Annotated in this window: 17 protein-coding genes and 2 pseudogenes; all 19 read right to left on the reverse strand. The window is 40.7% G+C overall.

What is annotated here, in order from left to right:
• Window positions 1-28: 28 nt before the first annotated feature.
• On the reverse strand, window positions 29-907 hold the full coding sequence (locus BUB99_RS03620) for an AraC family transcriptional regulator (protein ID WP_073119499.1): 879 nt from the start codon (window positions 905-907) through the stop codon (window positions 29-31).
• Window positions 908-1,285: 378 nt separating this feature from the next.
• Window positions 1,286-1,399, reverse strand: a pseudogene (locus tag BUB99_RS20675) (type II toxin-antitoxin system PemK/MazF family toxin); the annotation flags it as partial.
• A gap of 154 nt (window positions 1,400-1,553) precedes the next feature.
• Window positions 1,554-2,471, reverse strand: a complete 918-nt coding sequence (locus tag BUB99_RS03630) for an SDR family NAD(P)-dependent oxidoreductase (RefSeq protein ID WP_073119500.1) — start codon at window positions 2,469-2,471, stop codon at window positions 1,554-1,556.
• Window positions 2,472-2,619: 148 nt separating this feature from the next.
• A complete protein-coding gene (locus BUB99_RS03635) occupies window positions 2,620-3,186 on the reverse strand; it encodes a Crp/Fnr family transcriptional regulator (protein WP_073120571.1) in 567 nt (188 codons plus the stop codon).
• 237 nt (window positions 3,187-3,423) lie between these two features.
• A complete protein-coding gene (locus BUB99_RS03640) occupies window positions 3,424-4,335 on the reverse strand; it encodes a helix-turn-helix domain-containing protein (RefSeq protein WP_073119502.1) in 912 nt (303 codons plus the stop codon).
• Between the two features lie 141 nt (window positions 4,336-4,476).
• A complete protein-coding gene (locus BUB99_RS03645) occupies window positions 4,477-4,863 on the reverse strand; it encodes an SDR family NAD(P)-dependent oxidoreductase (protein WP_245816785.1) in 387 nt (128 codons plus the stop codon).
• Window positions 4,860-5,762: an NmrA family NAD(P)-binding protein gene (locus BUB99_RS03650; protein ID WP_073119505.1), complete on the reverse strand. Its 903-nt coding sequence runs from the start codon at window positions 5,760-5,762 to the stop codon at window positions 4,860-4,862. The genes BUB99_RS03645 and BUB99_RS03650 overlap by 4 nt, the downstream gene beginning before the upstream one ends.
• 342 nt (window positions 5,763-6,104) lie before the next feature.
• Window positions 6,105-6,395: a helix-turn-helix domain-containing protein gene (locus BUB99_RS03655; protein ID WP_073119508.1), complete on the reverse strand. Its 291-nt coding sequence runs from the start codon at window positions 6,393-6,395 to the stop codon at window positions 6,105-6,107.
• Window positions 6,385-6,741 (reverse strand): type II toxin-antitoxin system RelE/ParE family toxin, encoded by a 357-nt coding sequence (locus BUB99_RS03660; protein ID WP_073119510.1) that lies wholly within the window; start codon window positions 6,739-6,741, stop codon window positions 6,385-6,387. The genes BUB99_RS03655 and BUB99_RS03660 overlap by 11 nt, the downstream gene beginning before the upstream one ends.
• Before the next feature lie 119 nt (window positions 6,742-6,860).
• Window positions 6,861-7,028: pseudogene (locus BUB99_RS20775) on the reverse strand (IS256 family transposase); the annotation flags it as partial.
• 102 nt (window positions 7,029-7,130) lie between these two features.
• The gene (locus tag BUB99_RS03670; RefSeq protein ID WP_073119515.1) at window positions 7,131-8,831 is read right to left on the reverse strand and encodes a DUF262 domain-containing protein; all 1,701 of its coding nucleotides are present in this window, start codon (window positions 8,829-8,831) and stop codon (window positions 7,131-7,133) included.
• Window positions 8,832-9,529: 698 nt separating this feature from the next.
• Window positions 9,530-9,976, reverse strand: a complete 447-nt coding sequence (locus BUB99_RS03675; protein ID WP_073119517.1) for an acetyltransferase — start codon at window positions 9,974-9,976, stop codon at window positions 9,530-9,532.
• A gap of 2 nt (window positions 9,977-9,978) precedes the next feature.
• Window positions 9,979-10,170 (reverse strand): hypothetical protein, encoded by a 192-nt coding sequence (locus BUB99_RS03680; RefSeq protein ID WP_073119518.1) that lies wholly within the window; start codon window positions 10,168-10,170, stop codon window positions 9,979-9,981.
• A 25-nt stretch (window positions 10,171-10,195) separates the two neighbouring features.
• Window positions 10,196-10,750 carry a YbhB/YbcL family Raf kinase inhibitor-like protein gene (locus tag BUB99_RS03685; RefSeq protein ID WP_073119520.1) on the reverse strand — a complete coding sequence of 185 codons (555 nt, stop codon included), beginning with the start codon at window positions 10,748-10,750 and terminating at the stop codon, window positions 10,196-10,198.
• Window positions 10,751-10,838: 88 nt separating this feature from the next.
• A complete protein-coding gene (locus BUB99_RS03690; protein WP_073120572.1) occupies window positions 10,839-11,678 on the reverse strand; it encodes a helix-turn-helix transcriptional regulator in 840 nt (279 codons plus the stop codon).
• 235 nt (window positions 11,679-11,913) lie between these two features.
• Entirely contained in the window at window positions 11,914-12,351 is a 438-nt protein-coding gene (locus BUB99_RS03695; RefSeq protein ID WP_073119522.1) for a hypothetical protein, read from the reverse strand.
• Between the two features lie 300 nt (window positions 12,352-12,651).
• Window positions 12,652-15,492, reverse strand: a complete 2,841-nt coding sequence (locus BUB99_RS03700) for a PD-(D/E)XK nuclease family protein (protein ID WP_139280882.1) — start codon at window positions 15,490-15,492, stop codon at window positions 12,652-12,654.
• A gap of 7 nt (window positions 15,493-15,499) precedes the next feature.
• Window positions 15,500-16,081: a 3'-5' exonuclease gene (locus BUB99_RS03705; protein ID WP_073119526.1), complete on the reverse strand. Its 582-nt coding sequence runs from the start codon at window positions 16,079-16,081 to the stop codon at window positions 15,500-15,502.
• The gene (gene nhaC, locus BUB99_RS03710; RefSeq protein ID WP_073119528.1) at window positions 16,081-17,529 is read right to left on the reverse strand and encodes a Na+/H+ antiporter NhaC; all 1,449 of its coding nucleotides are present in this window, start codon (window positions 17,527-17,529) and stop codon (window positions 16,081-16,083) included. Before nhaC ends, BUB99_RS03705 begins: the two co-directional genes overlap by 1 nt.
• Window positions 17,530-17,609: the final 80 nt, after the last annotated feature.

Raw genomic sequence — 17,609 nt, forward strand, 5'->3', positions numbered from 1 at the left:
GATGAAAATAATAAAAGTGTAACCAGCACTAAATTTGCTCTCGAAACTTGAGTGGGGTAGTATTCGTGTTTTTCTTGAAAAATTTGATCATGTTGGCCGGCTCATCGAATCCAGCTTTGTAGCATATTTCCTTTATGGATAAGGAGGTGGATAGCAAGTAACGTTTGATCTCCATCGTGACAAAATCATCTATAAAGGCTTTGACCGTTTTCCCGGTTATTTTTTTCACTATGTCATTGAGAAACTTGTAGGAAACAAACATCTCTGAGGCGTATACTCTTGAATTCCTTGTATTTACATACTCTTTTTCAAGCCTATTTTTAAATGTACTGAAGATCTCCAACCAGTGTATTTTGACGCCACTTATGTCCTGGGTTTCTTTTGCTCTCTCAGCTTTGAGAAATAAGATATGCAGCCATGCGCGTAGCATTTCTGATTTGGCGAAGTGGTTGGGCAGTAGGTATTCATCATGAAGTCGATAGGCAATATCCACAAAGCTATCCTCCCCCATTTCGTTTTGATGAATGGTGGGTGATTCAATATGGTAATTGAATAACCGGTTTAGTTTGAAGCTGTCGGAGAAGAAGTAGTACTTTTCCATAAAAGAGCCGCTGAATATCATGCAAATGCCTTCGGCATCAGCTAACTCCCGAGTAAAATGATGTACCTGATTTTTAGCAATAAAGAGTGCACTCCCCTCCGTCAGAGTGAATGATTTGAAATCGACAATGTGCGTATACTTGTTCTTGGTAAGAATCAATATCAGGAAGAATTCTATTCTATGCGCAGCATAAGGATCATGGTATTTCGATTGTATCAACTTCTCAGCTAGTTGAGAAAAATTGACCACCTCAATATCAATGCTTTCGTTCTTTTTAAAGAACACCTTAGGGATTTCCGTTTCCACGTCCTTGTTTATACTGACTATCGCCTATACATCATTCGTACTTATTGTAAGGCGGATTGTTTCGGTTGCAATATAATGCTATCCCTTGTGGGCTTACATCCAAAACCGTAGGAAATATCTCAGAATAACCGTTAGCTCCCCCCAAAGAAGCTCTGTGCTCTAAACAAGAAAGACCTCAGAAACCTGTAGTTACATTGCCTAGGCAGCCCAAAAGGAGGATTGGCATGTTTTCATGGCAAGCAGATGACATTGCGTGGAACGATCAGATATGGCGATGTGACTCTGCGGTATTCTACCGCTTCCCGAGTCGAGTGAATCGGCGGAGCATGTTATGGCATTGATGGGGTCACACAGCTATGGGCATTGTTATCCTTCTTTTCAATCAACAAATGTTTCTTTGATTGCTTGTTTGACTTCTGAGATTTCTTTATCAGAAAGCTTGTCATAGGATTTGATAATTCTTTGCTTGTCGATCGTTCTGATTTGATCGAGTACAACCCAACCTTATTTCTTGTTTTGGTAAACTTGGATTCTTGTTGGGTAAAATACTTAACTAAACACAAAAACGGTTCGAGTTCACACAAGAACCGCTATTGCTTTTATACATTGTTACCTGCTGTCATTTTTTTTTGAAAACATCTTTATATTATTCTGTAAATGTGGTTTTTGTCAGTTCTAGGCTGCCATTCCACAGGTCTTTTTGAAAATGCTTGTTGTAAGAATCAACAGATGTTTTAACCACTTTACTGTCTGAGAAATAAATTCCTTTTAAGTCTTTGTATTTCTCAGAATACGCAAGGTTTGCTAAATTTTTTCCTGCTTGCGCTGGTGTATGGATATTGCTTTTGAATAAGGTCAATACAGGAAAGATATTTTTCCACAAAAATCGCATGACAGGTGTGTAAGTTCTTGCAAGTCCTGTACCTGGTGTTAATCCTGGGTCGTAAGCATTTACCCTGATATTTGTTTTTTTTAATCGCTCTTGTAATTCGTATGTCGTCATTATGTTGCACAACTTTGACGTGGAATACCTTCTTTGTCCAACTATGTTAGGCTTTTCGGTAGTTTCTTTTGGGTAAGCAAGTTCTTGGGCACTTGTATAAATAGGAGGTTCTATGGGTGTTTTTAATGCTGGGTCGTGAGTCTCACTAGATGTGAATGTTATATGGCCGTTATTTTTCATGAAGGGCAGTAATTGCATTGTCAAGGCAAATGCACCTAAATGATTTACACCAAATGTCTGTTCAAATCCGTCTGTGGTATATTGCGTTTCGCCAATATTCTGTACGCCTGCATTGTTTATCAAAATAGAAATGGATAATTCTTTTTCTCTTGATAATTTCTCCGAGAATTCACGGATAGATTGTAATGAAGCCAAATCCAATTCCAAAGACGTTAGGTTTTTATGACCTGTTTTGTCCCTTATCTTTTCAATCACTTCTTTTCCTGCTTTTATATTTCTGGCAGGAATAATAATTTGTTCGTTTTTGGCAGTTTGAGCCATTCGTAAGGCACACTCATAACCAATACCGCTTGTTGCACCTGTAATAATTATTGAATCCATATTTTTTTGCTTTTTATTTAAATGATGAAGCAAAGTTCAGCGCTTCAAAAGCAAAAACATTTGCCATTTGGCAAATAATGAATTCATGTATATTTAATTCATTTTAAAGGTTACATGGAATTCGTGCCGAAAGCCTTCGGTGCTCATTTCAGATGCTTTTTCTAATTCTACTTAGTGATGATTGTGTGATCCCCAAGTAGGATGCAAGATAGGAAAGCGGAATTCTGTTGGCTAAATTCGGAAACTTTTCAAGAAAATTTAGATACCGTGTAGTAGCATCCTCGGCTAACATTGGGCTTAGTTTATTTACTTTATCAACCAATGCTTTTTCGGTTATTTTATTGATAATACTGTCCCATTGAATGATAGTAGCTGATAAATCATTAAGTGATTCTGTAGAAAATACAAGCAGTGTACAATCTGTTACAGCCTGTACATATTCCGAAGATGGGATTTTTTGATTGAAGCTGTATATGTCCACTACAAAATTGTTTTCATCAACAAAGTATTTGGTAATTTCATCTCCTTCGCTGTTGTAGTAACAAACTCGAAAGATGCCTTCTTCTATGAATGCTACTTGTCTTGGAATTTTCCCTGCTTCAGAAAAGTAATTGCCTTTTTTCAACTCCAATACCTGTGCTTTTCTCTTTATCAAGTCAAGTTGCTGTTGATTTAGCTGCCCAAATTCCAACAGATAGTTTATTAATTTGTCCATAGTCACAAAGATTGTCATTGCATTTTATTCGGAATTTGTCAAATGGCAAAAAGGGTTGATTGATTTTGGTTTTGCTTCATTTGGATGGGTTCTCTGGTTGCAGATAACGTTTAGTACATGAGAAGTAGGCGATTTCGAAGCACTTAACTTTCGATTAAGTACAAAGTTTTATACGATCCTAAAGCGTGATTTTCTATATACATTGTTAGCTGTAGTGGTTTTCGGTTGGCTGTTGGTTTAGTTAAAGGATTGCCTGAATTCCAGGGGGGAAAGGTTTGTTTTTGTCTTGAAAAGCTTGCTAAATGATTGAGCGTGTTCAAAGCCCAGTTCATAGGCAATTTCGCTCACCGTAAAATTTGTCGTAGACAGCTTTTCTTTGGCTTTTTCAATGAGTTTACTGTGTATGTAGTGCTGGGCACTTTGCCCAATCAAAGAACGTAAAAGGTCGCTTAAATAACTTGATGAAATATTGAGCTGTTCAGCAAGAGACTGTACGGTCGGAATCCCTTGAGTTAAGGTTTTATTATTGTTGAAGTAATCATCTAAAATTTCTTCCAACTTCTGTAGCAAGTCGTTGTTTACTACTTTTCGGGTGATGAATTGTCTTTTGTAATAGCGGTTGCTATAATTCAATAATAGTTCTATCTGTGAGATGATTACATCTTGGCTAAAATCATCAATTCTACTTCGTAATTCCTCATCAATTATTTTGAATATTGAGAATATAGTCTCTTTCTCCCTGTCTGAAACATGTAATGCCTCGTTGGTTGCATATCCAAAAAAACCAAATTGCTTGATTTTATTTGCCAATGGATAGCTTAACAAAAAGTCAGGATGAATGAGTAATAAAAAACCAGTACTCGGTTGGTGATTCAATTCAAAAACTTGATTTGGTGCGGTGTATACCAATCCGCCTTCGCCAAAGTCATAATAATGTTGTCCATATTTAGCTTGTCCGCAAAGGGTTGATTTATACGATATTTTGTAGAAGTTAAGGATATAAGTATTTCCTAATTCTTCTGGTAAAATTTTGATGTCCTTAATGTCTGTGAAACTTATCATCGGGTGCAACGGCTTTGGTAAGCCAAGCACCCGATGCAAGTCGGATAAAGATTGAAATACTTGAAAATTGTTTTTCCCTTTTTTCATATTATGAATTTACAAAATATTTGGCTGGCATTCTACCAAGGACATTACCCTGTTTTTGGGTTATATTCTTCACTAATGAATTTCCCTGTCGGCCCATCTTCGTCAATTGTGGCATATTTTGCAATGCGAGGCTGTTCTGATTTACCTAATAAATCTACAAATGCTTGGGTAACTCTCACCACACCATACAAGTTTGGTGTTGAACACAGTTTGCAATTGGTCAATGGTTGTACTCAATGCTTGTTGTGGCATTCCCCCATTAATACCTGCATTGTTTATAAGTGCGTCCAACACATCTGTCTTTTTACCTAATTCGATTCTTGCTTTACCCACCGAAGCGGTATCGTTTACATCTAAATGAATAGATTCGGCATTTGTTAACCCTTTATTTTTCCGTTTTTCTATGGCAAGATTTCCTCTTTCAATGCTACGACTACCTATATAAACATAATACCCTTGTTGCAATAGTTGTCTAGCTGTTTCAAATCCAATACTTTTATTGGCTCCTGTAATTAGTGCTTTTTTCATTGCTTATAAACTGCTGCGAATTCCTTGACAAAATCTGTCATTTTCACCTTGCCTAAGTCTGGTTTGTTTTTATAAAAATCTTCGTATAAAATGCCACTTCCTTGTGCGGCTTGCATTTCTATAAAACCTTTAGCAACCCACTCATTCATCCCTGACGCCAGTACACCACGCAGTAACTCTTCAGCCGGTACAGTTTGCCATTTCAAATCTGGGTTTCCTATGGCTTCTCCTAAAATTGTAGCTACCTCATTGGGTGAAACTTCATCACTTGCTATATAGCGAGAGTTTCTGCCATCAAAAGGTTTCTCCATTTCTTCTACAATAGCATCTGCAATATCTAATGGTGAAACCCATGGCTCTTTTTTGTCGCCACCATAACTTTGCATAATAGCTCCATTGGTCTTGATACTTTCCATAAACCTGAAAAGGTTAGGATAAAATGCAACAGGTCGCATAAATTTGATGGACACATCAGTAGGCAATTGATTCATTATGTCCTCAACACCATTATAAACAGAAAGGCTGCCAATACCTTGGTTAGTATGTGCCCCGACACTACTCAAATGCACCACTTTTTTTACACCTGCCTGTTTGACGGCTTGCTTATACTTGCTGGCAATTTTGCTGAATTCAGTAGGGAAATCTATGTTTTTGTCAAAGATGTTACCTATGGCATCCCAGGCTATCATCAAGTAAACAACATCAGCATCTTTAAATGTTGTACTTAAAAAATCAACATCCTGCATACTGCCGATTGCTGCTTTTGCCCCAAGAGTTTCGATTTCTTTTTGTCTATCGGTTTTACTGCTAATAACGGTTACCGAATGCCCGATTTTTACTAAACTTTTTGTTAATGGTTTCCCAATACGGCCCAATGAGCCTGTCAATACTATTTTCATATCTCTCTTTTAAATTTTGAAATACAAAAGTCGTATGGCTGGTTTTGCGAAATGTGTTCTAAATGAGGGTTTGTGTAGTCAAAATGAGAATGGAATCAAATATTTATATAGGTTATTGAATTCGGGTTGTTTTTGTTGCCATTACAGGTATCGCCTGTCTATGTCACGTGGCGCTTAAGTGATTTAATGTTTCGGATACAAAGTAGGGAAAATCTCCTATTTTCCGCATATCCTTTTCACCCTCATGTGGAAAATAGGAGATTTTCCCGGGCTAGCAGAAAGCAGCAAAGTTTACCTCACCGCTAAGTCGCCATGGGATATAGACCATGTTACAGTTCTTTTTTATACGTCAATACTGATCGTCACTTTGCCGCCAAGACCTTTTTCAACAATATCATAGAGAGTCTTGAGTGTTAAGTTACTTCCGTCGTTTTCAACTCTTGAAATGTAGGTTCTTTTCTTGTCAACGAGTTCTCCTAGTTGTTCTTGAGTCAGATGTTTGTCTTCTCGGGCTTTTCTTAAAAGCAGTCCAACAGAGAAACTTGAGGCTTCTCGTTCCAACTGGTCACGTCTTGTTGTTCCTTCGACTCCATAGACGTCATCTTTGATTGATTTCCACGATTTAGTTTCCATGATTCTTCGGTTTATCGTTGTAATAGTCTGACTTCAATTTAAGTGCTTTTTGTATTTCGTTCTTAGGTGTCTTTTGGGTCTTCTTCTGAAATCCATTTAATAGAATCACCAATTTTCCCTTGTCGAAGAAGCAAAATACTCGCCAAATGTTTGAGCCCAGCTTAATTCTTGCTTCATAAAGACCGTCTGTATTTTCAAGATACTTGAGGTATTGGTTTGGTATTCGTTCCAGAGTTTCAATAGCCTCAATTATTTTGAAGACTTTATCTTGAACCTTAATTGGCTGGCTCTTAAGAAAGTCCTCAAAGTAATGTTTGTATGCTATTACTTCTCTGATTTTGTTCACACGACAAATGTAACTTAAAAGTTACTAATCAGCAAAATAGTCATGAACTGTAACGGTTTAGTATAACCGTCAGTTACGGGTTAAATTAGGTAGTGTAAAGTAAACTCTGTCTGTTTTTTTTATTCATTAGGTTTATGGTCTAAATCTAATGGTAATCTATCCCCAAATTTAATCGCTAGTTGTTGTACTGTCAAACTCCAGTTTTGTAATGGTGATGTCCATTTCTTTTCAATGTTTCTAGTGGCCAAGTAAACCAACTTTTGGAGTGCCATGTCAGAGGTAAATGAAGGATGAACCGCCCAGTACGAGAACCGTACGCTGGGTGGTGTGAGAGGCGCACTGGCGGTCATTTGACCGTCAGCCGTCTACTCGATTGGAGCACGTTATTTCTAATTGAGTTGTGCGATTCTCCAAATAGAAGTTGCTTGTCTTGCCATCCATTTTTGATGTTCGGCAATTCTTTCTGGATTCCACTCACTATTCTCGTTTGCGACTCTCAGTGTAAGGAAAAATTCACTTTCTTGATATTTAGCTTTCTTGGTCAAGAAGTCAGCATTCCCCAGGTCACGATTGACACTTTTATTTAAGATGGTCATATTGCCAAGTCTATAAACAAATTGATCATGATCTCTGTCTTCAATGTTATCCCAACCTTCTTGGATTGATTCTGGCATTATATGTTCCAGATTATATGAATCACTCTCAAAATCGTAGGCATTATTTGAAACATGTTTTTCAATTTCAAATAAAATATATCTAACAACTCGTTTATTTCTAGCTTGAGTAGTTCTAAGTTCTTTTTCTGAAAAATCAGCCCTGAATCTATCATCAGAAACATACAATGTTCCTAGAGCGATTATTAAATCTTGTAAAGTGTTTTTTGAATTAGTTGAAAGTTCAACGGCCAATCTGTTATAAACTCTTTCTTGCTCGTTTGTAGCAAGATTACCTATGATATTATATCTAAATGAAATAACACAACATGATCTCAATAAGGATGTAAAATCTGCTTCGGAAAATTTCTTATACCCAGATAGAAGAAGTGGATAAAGTTGACGAACATTAAACATCCGAAGTGTTTTGATATATTTCTTTTGTTCATTAGTCCACAATGCATCCTCACCACTCGGTAATGCAGCAAAAATGTGAGCACTACTTTCAAGATCTCGCATCAAACTAAACACTTCACCTTTGGATGAAATACTTTCTCTTATTCGTTTAAACAACTCTGAATGCCTAACAAACTTATTCTGACTATTCCAATAAGTTCTCAGAAAGTCTGGTAGGCTATCGCTACCAATTAAGCCAACAAGTCTCTCCCAACGATTATCAAGTTCAGTCATCTCACGTTCATCAGAACCGTTATTATGAACAACTGCAAATAAGTAGTTTTTCAATAAATCTGTTGATGAGAGTTTTACTCCTCTGGCATTCAGTGTTTCGAATACTTTATACGCATTCAACTCATCATTGACGGTAATCACTGTGAAGAATAATTTATCAGAAAGTGAGTCAATATATTGGGCGAGCACATCACCTCTTCTATTGCTAGAAAATTTATGTTTTACAGCATTAAAAAACCAATCGTAGGCTTTTCTCATCAAATGTTCTGTTGCCTTAAGGTTTCTTTTTGGAGCAGCCTCCAAAGGCACTAGGTATGTTTGATAAAGATTGTTATTATTCCTATTCAGGTTGAGTTTACTTTTTGGAATTAGGGTTACAGGATCCAAATAACCTATAAAAGTACCGCGAAGTTGATCGAGTCGCTGTTGATTCTTTTCTGGTTCTAAGCCATCTTCTATTAGTTTCTTTAGATTTCCTAAAAATGCTAAAACTAAAATACTTAAAGTAGTAAGTCGTTGTTGACCATCAATTACATCAAAATTCTTACTATCCTTCGATTGCAATACAAGATATCCCATGTAGTGTTCCTCTTCTCCACCTTCTTCGAATAGTCCTTCAATATCTTGCCAAAGATCATCCCATTCTGTTGGTGTCCAACTATAGTCTCTTTGAAATCTCGGAACAGAATAAATGAGACCGTTTCCGACCAATTGTCTATATGTTCGATTTGATGTATCTAAGTTCATGGAGTAAAGTTACGCACCCAAATACTCAAGTGCTAATTAGTTGCAGCTATGTGCTCCAACATTTGTGCACTGTGCACTTTATATCTGCTATGTCTTTTATACTGTTCTTTATTTTTCTACGTAGTGACAGCTCTCAATAGGGCGAATAGCCCACAGGGTAGAGATGACTGCACACTTCGAAGATAGTGATAGTCTAGTGACCAAACAACAATCCTAGGATGATACCTACTTGCTCCAAAACCTGACAGAGGGGCTATTCGGATTCCGAGTAATGCCTCAGGCGAAGGGTTCAAAGCTTATTTCGCGCTTCCCTTGATCGTGTACTTATTTCTCGAACTTATGCTGTGGGAAGCCGACTGCTGATCGGCTTGGTGAGGCCAAACTAGTATTTCCCGTCGATATTTCCCAAGGCTACAGGCAAATCCCTTCGAATAGCACAAAACGCGATGAGATGGGTGCTAGATTTTGGATTGGGAGGGGGATGAGACCTGAGCTGTCCAAACTAAGCTTAGTTCGGCTCCCATGTTGCCTTACCTCAGGGTCAAGGTAAGCTTAGGTTCACCCTGTAGTAAGCTTAGGTTGGGGCTCTGGTAAGCTTACCTTCAGGCTCAGGTAAGCTAAGCTTTTGTTCAAAGCGCATAAAGCCTGCTCAAATGCCTTTTTAGAAGGTTTTTGAGTTGTTAGCATTTCGTATTTTCTTATTTCTCTAGTTTCATATGTAAAGTCGGATAAGGTTTTCCTGATGAATCTAACTCTGAACGTTCATATGTTTTAAATCCAAACTTCTCATAAAATCCAACAGCCTGTTTATTATCTTCATTCACGTCAACTTTTGTGACTTTATGTTCTTCGATTGAATATTCTAAAAGTACTTTCCCGATACCATTTCCTCTTACATCTGGATGTATAAATAGCATTTCAAGATTACCATCAGCAACGCCACTAAAACCTATTATTTCTTCTTTTTCGTTCCTGACACATCTCAAGTCAACCGCATCAAGGTATGTGTTTAAAATCAAGGGTTTGAAATATTCAATATCCTCCTCTTTCAAAAAATCATGAGTTGCTCTAACTGAGGCTTCCCAAACATTTACAACTTCCTGATATTCTTCTTTTCTGATGTTATCAATTTTGTATTGTATCATTCTTATTCTCCTTCTATTTTGTTGGTATTGGGACCCTCCCCAAGAAGTGTTGTGCACGAATCATCAATAGCGATGATGTCAGTTTTGAGGAACTGGCCGGTATCATCAGCAATGTTTAGTATCAGACCATGAAACGGTCTCACTGCTGTGAGACCGTTTTTCGTTAGAGGGCATTTAGCCTGAGTGTCTACCATGTGCCCTATCGTTTGTTAGAGACTTTTACTTTTTCTCTCTTTGATAGTAGGTGATTATGCTTGCTTTCGCTATAGTATTGCTCCATAGATAGTATCCTACTATTGCCGGATTTGTGTTTTCATCTAAGCCTAGCTTTGCTGTTTTTAAGGCATATACGGTAATTACATATTTATGTAGTCCATGACCTTCGGGTGGGCAAGGACCGCCATATCCTTTAGCTCCATAATTGGTGATACTTTGAATAGCATTTTTTGGCGCAAGGTCGGCCGAGACATTTCCAGCATTACTAACTAATTCGTTTATATCCGACGGGATATCAAACATTACCCAATGCCACCACCCACTTCCTGTTGGAGCATCTGGATCATACATCGTCACGGCAAAGCTTTGAGTTCCTGCAGGAGCATTCTTCCATGTTAATTGAGGCGACTCGTTCTTGCCTACACAACCAAAACCATTAAACTCTTCTGTTAAAGTTGCTTGTCCTCCAAGATTCTGACTTGTCAAAGTAAATGTTGATTGGCTAAATGACACTTGAGTGATGATGCCAAAGGCAACCGATAAGATTATCTTTTTCATAATTGTATATTTTAAATTCGTGGACAAATATCATTTCTAATTCAACAGTGCCGTTAGTTGAGCTGGCTCAAAAAGTATTGCTAAAAGCTCAATCCAATTGATATTGCTTTGGAGTCATTCCGTACTTGGATTTGAAGGCTTGAATAAAGTTGGTCAGTGAGTCATAGCCAACTTGTAAATAAATATCGGTGGGTCTTTTCCCCTCGCTTTTAAGTAACAAGGCGGCATATTCTAACCTTCTTTCCTGAAACCATTTACTTGGAGAAGTATGAAATTGTCTCTCAAATGTTCGCTTAAAAGTAGATATACTCATGTTGCACAAGAAGGCGAGTTCATTGATTGTTAGTCGGTTGAGTTTGTTGTTTTCTACTATTTCCTGAAAGTGATGTTCATGTTCGTTTGTACTAATTACGAATGAAGAGAGTAATTCCACCCCCTCCTTATCAATCAGATACAGCATGAGCTCCTCAAACTTCACTTGTAGAACTTTATCCCTGTGAACAGAAGATAGGTTGACTAGGTGAGCAAGACTCTTAGCAAAAGATCGTAGGTAATCATCATATTTAATGGATTGAACTGATTTCCTTTCTGTCATCTTGGATAGCACAATTGAGTATTTCCTTATAAAGCGTAGCAGAGCTTCATCCGTGAAAAAGAAAAGAATGCTTCTATACCTTTTCAGCGTATCGGTAAATTTCTCCGTCATAAGGCACTTACCTGACTTCATTAAAAGGAATTCGCTATTCGAAATGGCACTAAATTTCGTATCTGAGTAAACCTCTTTATTCCCTTCGGTCAGGAAACTGAAGGTATTCATAGATAGGTTTACTTGCTGTTTGGTCGATTCTTGCTCCACTTGGTAATCGAAGGCTACAACGCTTGAGCCTTTATTGATAATTAATTGTTCTGGAAGGGAGATTGTTTTCAAGGTGCAATTGTCTCTAACGACCATGTATGAGGCGTGTGCTCTCACTCTGTGGACAGCACTAAAATAGTGAAGTCTGCCGGTGCTTCCAAAGTTTGTAGAATGTAGTGCGTTCTGAAGTGAAAAATCCCGCGAGCTGAAGTCTGCAAACAACTCAAAACTTTCTCGGCGGCAGACGAAACGGTCGAGTTCTAATGCAGTTTGTAGAAAGCACGAAGCACATGCCTCATACAGTTTGTTATGTTCCTCTTTTCACCTTTTCGTATTTGATCGTTATGCCGTTAAAACTATCTTCTTGTTCATAAACAGTTGCCATGGAATCGTACTTAATCAAGATTGTTCTAGAGTTCAACCAATGTGGTTCGACATAAATCAGCCCATACTTACTGATCTCAGCGTTACCGTGTCCACTATCGGCGGTAAAAATGTTGCCAGCTTCGTTACGAAGTTCTTGGTTAGCCTGTAGAATACTAATTTGTGTGGAGAAATCCGTGGTTGCCCCACAATCACGTTCAAATACCACAATCTTCCACCCTTTTTTAGGGGATTCAATGGTTCTTGAAATTCTGTTCCCACACATATCTGGAAATGTTGAGAAAATAATGATTAGGAAGATGATTACAAAAACTCCAATTATTCCTCCGAGTATTCCAACTATCCTAAATGTTGTTTTCATGGTGGTTATTCGAGTTGCAGTAGTGGAACATAACAACCGGATATGTGACATGGTGTCACATATCCGGATTATATTTTTTAATTATTTTCTTCTCAAAGCATTCTCCATCAATGAACTTGATCGAGAATGCTTTGAACTATACTAGAAAGTAAAATAGGGTAATAGATCGAAAGTGACAAGACGAACAAGGCGCTGATCGCTCCAAAAACCTGACGGAGGAGCTATTCGGGTTTCGAGTAGTGCGTCAGGTGAATAGATGCTTATCTCGCGCTTCCCTTGACCGTGTATTTCTTGACTATGCTAGGCTCGTCTACAGATTTGGATGTAGGGGCAATATTGGCACTTCTTCGTGTCATCGGTTTGGGTAAAATTGACGGAGGTGTTGAAAATCTCGGTTAGCAGGCCTTCTAAGACCTCACGAAACTCCTCCTCTACCTCCTGGTAGTTCATGATTGTTCGTGCTTTGCGATCTGTACCTTTCTTTTGTCGGATCTGTCCATCAAAATCCCGCTGATAGAGGTCCTTGCTGTTGTACATCAGCGGCTGTATCGGCAACTGCGAATCTGGATGATTCTCTTTGTAGAGCATGGCATAGTAGAATAGCTGAAAAACTGCCTTGTTTCTATTGGCAGAGTCGCCATCTATCAGCTCAGGGATGCCACTAAAGTCTCGCTCGTCCCGACCCGATTTATAATCCACGATTCGGATGTGCTGGTTCTTTTGATCCACCCGATCGATCACACCTTTGAGGGCTACTTTGGCACTGCCCTCCATTGTCTCTATCGGGTAGTCGACTAGGTAGTCTGTGGACTCCAGTGCCAATATATCGAATGGCGCATAGCGTCCATCTGCTCGCAATATCTCCACGACGAATTTCTTGACTACTTCGAGTACAATCAACTGTCTCCCTATGGTACGCTGCCCCTCTCCGACTTCCAGTTTATGAAACACAAAAGAACTTTTGACAGCTGTCTCTATTTCATTCTCCAGTGTCGCGATGGTATCGGTCGTGAGCTCCGTTGTACCCTCATAGAGGTACTCCATGGCGGTATGCAGCAGGTTGCCCAGGAGTGACGGATCTATATCCTCTTTGATCTCCTTAGGCTCGTAGATCTCCTCGATGTATTTGAAATAAAACTTTAAACTGCAATCGATGTAGGTGTTCAGCGCAGAGGGTGAAAGCCGCCTTGGGTTTTCACTCCCCAATAGATACCTCTTGAGCTGCACCAGCGCTTCACCTTCCTTGGTTTTAGTAATCTCGTGCGCAGGTTCGGCCTGCACATGTGTCATCACGGATGCTTCGGCGAACTGGATCGCTGACTCATGTTTCAACTGCTGGATGTACCGACTGAGTTCTCCATTTTTGTTGAACTCCGTGATGTTGTTGTAGGTTACCCATAGGTTCTCTGTACTGTGTAGCAAGCGGTAAAACAAATAGGCCTGCATGGCGTCCTGATGCTCGGTCGTCGGGAGGTCAAATGCCTTTCGGATGTTGTAGGGCACAAAGGACGACTGGCTCGAATCCTTGGGCCAAGAGCCCTCGTTCATCCCCAGTATGAGTACGTTGGTAAAGCTCAGGTTACGCGTCTCCAGTATCCCCATGACCTGCAAGCCCCCATCGATCTCTCCCGTGAAGGGGAGCTTGATCGTGTTGCCGAGCTTCTTGAACAAACGCAGAAGAGACACCATCTGCAGTGCTACCTGATACTGCTCAGAGGCCTGCGCCAGTCGCTTGAATGTCGCATGCAGTGCCACTGCCACAGACTTGTCCAACTCCTGTAGTTGGCTCATGTCTAAGCCATGGATATAATCCACCAGTATCTGTAAGAACTCATTGGTCTCATCGGTAGGCCGAAGCAGTTGGCTCAGTACGGGCAGCAATACCTCCACTTCCTGAAGGCTGAAATAGAAGCGGTTGTTCTCTGTGCTGTGCGCTACGAAAGCATCTACTGAGGCCTTGTCTATCCCCAGCAGGTCATTGAATGCCAAGATCGACAGGATTTCTTTGTAGTTGAGCTGTCGGTTCTGATGGTGGGTCAGGCTTAGTTTTAGTGCTATGATCTTTTGCATCAAGATATAGAAGCGCGCATGACCGATAGACCAGCCCATGGTCACATTGACTTTGCTCACAGACGCTGGCAGCTTATCCAGCAGATTGGGCAGATAAGACTCGTCAGCCAAGATGACTAGCGTGTCTTTGAGTCCCTCGGGGCTGGCGGCTAGTTCATCTAGCTTTTGATTGGCAGCCATGATCTGCCCCATCTTCAAAGGTGCTGAGACCAACTCGATTCGTTTGTCTGGACTGTTGAGCTGTTCGATCACATCCCTTTTGATAGATGGCCCCAACACATCATCCTGACCGTACGCTCTAAAAAACAGTCCTGCTTCTTGAAACTCGTTTTGGTAGTAGTATTGGTCGATCTCCCAGAAGATATCGCTGTTACCTCCCGCCAAACATCCCTTGATGATTTGCTCTTCAGCTTTGGTGAGGGCGTTGAAGCCTGCGAACCAGACTTGACGCTGCTCTAGCACATCATTTTGTTCGCAAAAGTCTCGAAACAACCGTCCCTTGTAGATCAGGTTTTGTTCCGCCAGCAGTTCGTTAAACTGCACATACAGCCGATCGAGAATAGACCAAGTCTTGATAAACTCCGTCTGCTTCTTGTCCGGCTCTGGCAGGAACCCTTGCCAAAAGCCTTGTATGATTTTTTTGTCTTCCTCGGAGAGAAACTGGAAGGAGTCGTCCAGCTCCTTTTGGGATTTGATGACGCTAAAAATATGCTCCGTCTCTACGAGGTAATTGTCTATGTCATTGAAATCCTTGAGAATCATCTCACCCCACGGCAAAAACGCATCGAAGGGTTCAGCACTCGGCACGAGGATTTTGTAGGCTTTGTAGAGGATGAAACTGAGTTGTAGTTCGTCGGCTAGCTTCTTGTCCTGCTGCTCCTCTACGAAGGACTCAAAGGAAGTGATGACTGGAGACCAAACCGGCTTGTCATAGTATTCTGCCAGATAGCTCGCAAAATACAGCCCGGCACGTTTGTTAGGAAAAATCACATGCAGCGCGCCACAGTTTTCTTCAAACTGCTCCTTGCAGCGCAACGCTAATGATTGGAGAAATCTGGTTGGGTGGCTCACGCTATGCCTATTTATCTTCTAACTCGTCCATCTGCTCGAATACGTCTATGCATATCCAAGCATCCGTCGCGGCATAACTGATCTGGGCATCCGTCAACGTTTCGTTTTCCCAGTTGGAGACCTGCTGCCCCTTAGAGATGCGTCCGTCCATGAACATCCCAGCAAAGTTGCGTGCACCGATGCTTTCGAACCCTAGCTGTCTCGCCTTCTCGTTGAGATCGACAAACCCACGGGGTTTAAACTCCTTGATTTTTTTCAAATCCTTGATATCATCACGAATCCCTATACCCGCGATCGTGATGTTTGGATTCTCAAAAATATCGATAATCTCCTGCGGCAGCCCCGTCTGTAGCAGACGGATCAAATAGACTTTATCAGGCGTGGCAAGCTGTAGGAGCGCTACAGGGTGCACTTGCCCTTTTTTGAAAGCAGGCTTGGTCTCGGTATCGAACCCCAACAGGTCATATTGGCTGAGGTACTCAGCAGCTTCTTTTACATCATCTGGGTGATTGATGATGATGCTTTCGCCCTCATATTTGATGAGTGGCAGATCATTTACTTCTTGCTTTGTTATTTTTCTTACTTCCATCAATCTTCTTTTTTGGTCAGTCTGCGAATCTTAATATTCAGGTATCCAAACAGCACGGTCATCAATGGGCTAATGATGTTAAAAAAACAGTAAGGTGCAAACGTGAGTGTACCCACACCCAAAACGGATGAGTGATAGGCTCCACAAGTATTCCATGGAATCAGTACAGAAGTCACTGTCCCCGAGTCTTCCAATGTCCTACTCAAATTTTCTGGCGCTAGGCCTTTGTCTTTGTATATATCAGCATACATCCGTCCTGGCACGACGATCGCCAGATACTGATCCGATGCGGTAACGTTGAAGAACACACATGTCCCCGCCGTAGAGGCGATCAACGACCCTGTAGAGTTGACCACTGAGATGATGGCACGTGCGATGCGTCTCAGCATGCCGCTGCTCTCCATCACACCACCAAATACCATGGCACTGATGATCAACCAAATCGTATTGAGCATACCATACATACCGCCAGAACTCAGCAGTTCGTTGACCATCTCATGTGAGGTCGTGACCCCTACTGACCCATAGAGGGCTTTCATACTGCCGACGAACATCACTTTCCAGCTGGCGCCATCATAGCTTGATACTTCAGCGACTATATTGGGTTGAAAGATGAGTGCAAACACAATCCCCAACAAAGCTCCAATCAACAGAGCAGGCAAGGCAGGAACCTTGCGAACAATCATGAATATCACCAGTGCAGGCACGATGAAGAGTTCCCATGAGATGTAAAATTTTTCTTGGATGGCACTCAGTACAGAAGCGGTTCCTAAATCACCTGATGCCGAATCAAAAGTAAATCCCCACACCAAAAACACAATCAAAGTGATCACTATGGACGGTACCGTCGTGTAAGCCATATAACGGATATGCGTAAACAAATCTGTACCCGCCATGGCTGGTGCGAGATTGGTAGTATCCGATAGCGGTGACATTTTGTCTCCAAAGTAAGCCCCTGACAAAATCGCTCCTGCCACCAAACCTTCGTGAATCCCCATCGTCTGCCCGATCCCTATCAAAGCAATACCGACAGTCGCCGAAGTAGTCCACGAGCTACCAGTCGCCATGGACACGATCGCACACACCACACAGGCCGCAAACAGGAATATCGTAGGATTTAATATCAACAAGCCATAATAGATCATCGCTGGTACGATACCACTGATCAACCAACTCCCTGCCAACGAACCTATCATGAGTAAAATAAGAATCGAGGGCATGGCCGAATGGATACTTTTGGTAATCCCCCCAAGGATTTCGTCCCAATTAAAACCTAGTCGAATAGCCATCAGTGAAGCCACTGCCGCAGAAAGAATGAGTACAATCTGATTGGATCCGTCCAGAGCGGCATCACCAAAAACCGCCACATTGATGGTTAGAAATATAATCAGAAATAGGATGGGTATAAATGCCTCCAGTAGGCTGGCTTCTCGTTTCTCTCTTACCATCTAATCGTTACTCATACTAAAAAATCGGAAGATAGCGATTTTTTACCTTTGCTGTCAAGCAAAAGCAGGCTATCTCTCGG

The sequence above is a fragment of the Reichenbachiella agariperforans genome (assembly GCF_900142205.1).
Lineage (GTDB): Bacteria > Bacteroidota > Bacteroidia > Cytophagales > Cyclobacteriaceae > Reichenbachiella > Reichenbachiella agariperforans.

What these genes read in the sequence shown, in the direction of transcription:
- BUB99_RS03635 (WP_073120571.1), bottom strand. Translation starts at nt 3,186, where the DNA reads ATGGACAAATTAATAAACTATCTGTTGGAATTTGGGCAGCTAAATCAA.
- BUB99_RS03705 (WP_073119526.1), bottom strand. Translation starts at nt 16,081, where the DNA reads ATGGAAGTAAGAAAAATAACAAAGCAAGAAGTAAATGATCTGCCACTC.
- BUB99_RS03640 (WP_073119502.1), bottom strand. Translation starts at nt 4,335, where the DNA reads ATGAAAAAAGGGAAAAACAATTTTCAAGTATTTCAATCTTTATCCGAC.
- nhaC (WP_073119528.1), bottom strand. Translation starts at nt 17,529, where the DNA reads ATGGTAAGAGAGAAACGAGAAGCCAGCCTACTGGAGGCATTTATACCC.
- BUB99_RS03630 (WP_073119500.1), bottom strand. Translation starts at nt 2,471, where the DNA reads ATGGATTCAATAATTATTACAGGTGCAACAAGCGGTATTGGTTATGAG.
- BUB99_RS03680 (WP_073119518.1), bottom strand. Translation starts at nt 10,170, where the DNA reads ATGGTAGACACTCAGGCTAAATGCCCTCTAACGAAAAACGGTCTCACA.
- BUB99_RS03655 (WP_073119508.1), bottom strand. Translation starts at nt 6,395, where the DNA reads ATGGAAACTAAATCGTGGAAATCAATCAAAGATGACGTCTATGGAGTC.
- BUB99_RS03675 (WP_073119517.1), bottom strand. Translation starts at nt 9,976, where the DNA reads ATGATACAATACAAAATTGATAACATCAGAAAAGAAGAATATCAGGAA.
- BUB99_RS03685 (WP_073119520.1), bottom strand. Translation starts at nt 10,750, where the DNA reads ATGAAAAAGATAATCTTATCGGTTGCCTTTGGCATCATCACTCAAGTG.
- BUB99_RS03670 (WP_073119515.1), bottom strand. Translation starts at nt 8,831, where the DNA reads ATGAACTTAGATACATCAAATCGAACATATAGACAATTGGTCGGAAAC.
- BUB99_RS03695 (WP_073119522.1), bottom strand. Translation starts at nt 12,351, where the DNA reads ATGAAAACAACATTTAGGATAGTTGGAATACTCGGAGGAATAATTGGA.
- BUB99_RS03650 (WP_073119505.1), bottom strand. Translation starts at nt 5,762, where the DNA reads ATGAAAATAGTATTGACAGGCTCATTGGGCCGTATTGGGAAACCATTA.
- BUB99_RS03645 (WP_245816785.1), bottom strand. Translation starts at nt 4,863, where the DNA reads ATGAAAAAAGCACTAATTACAGGAGCCAATAAAAGTATTGGATTTGAA.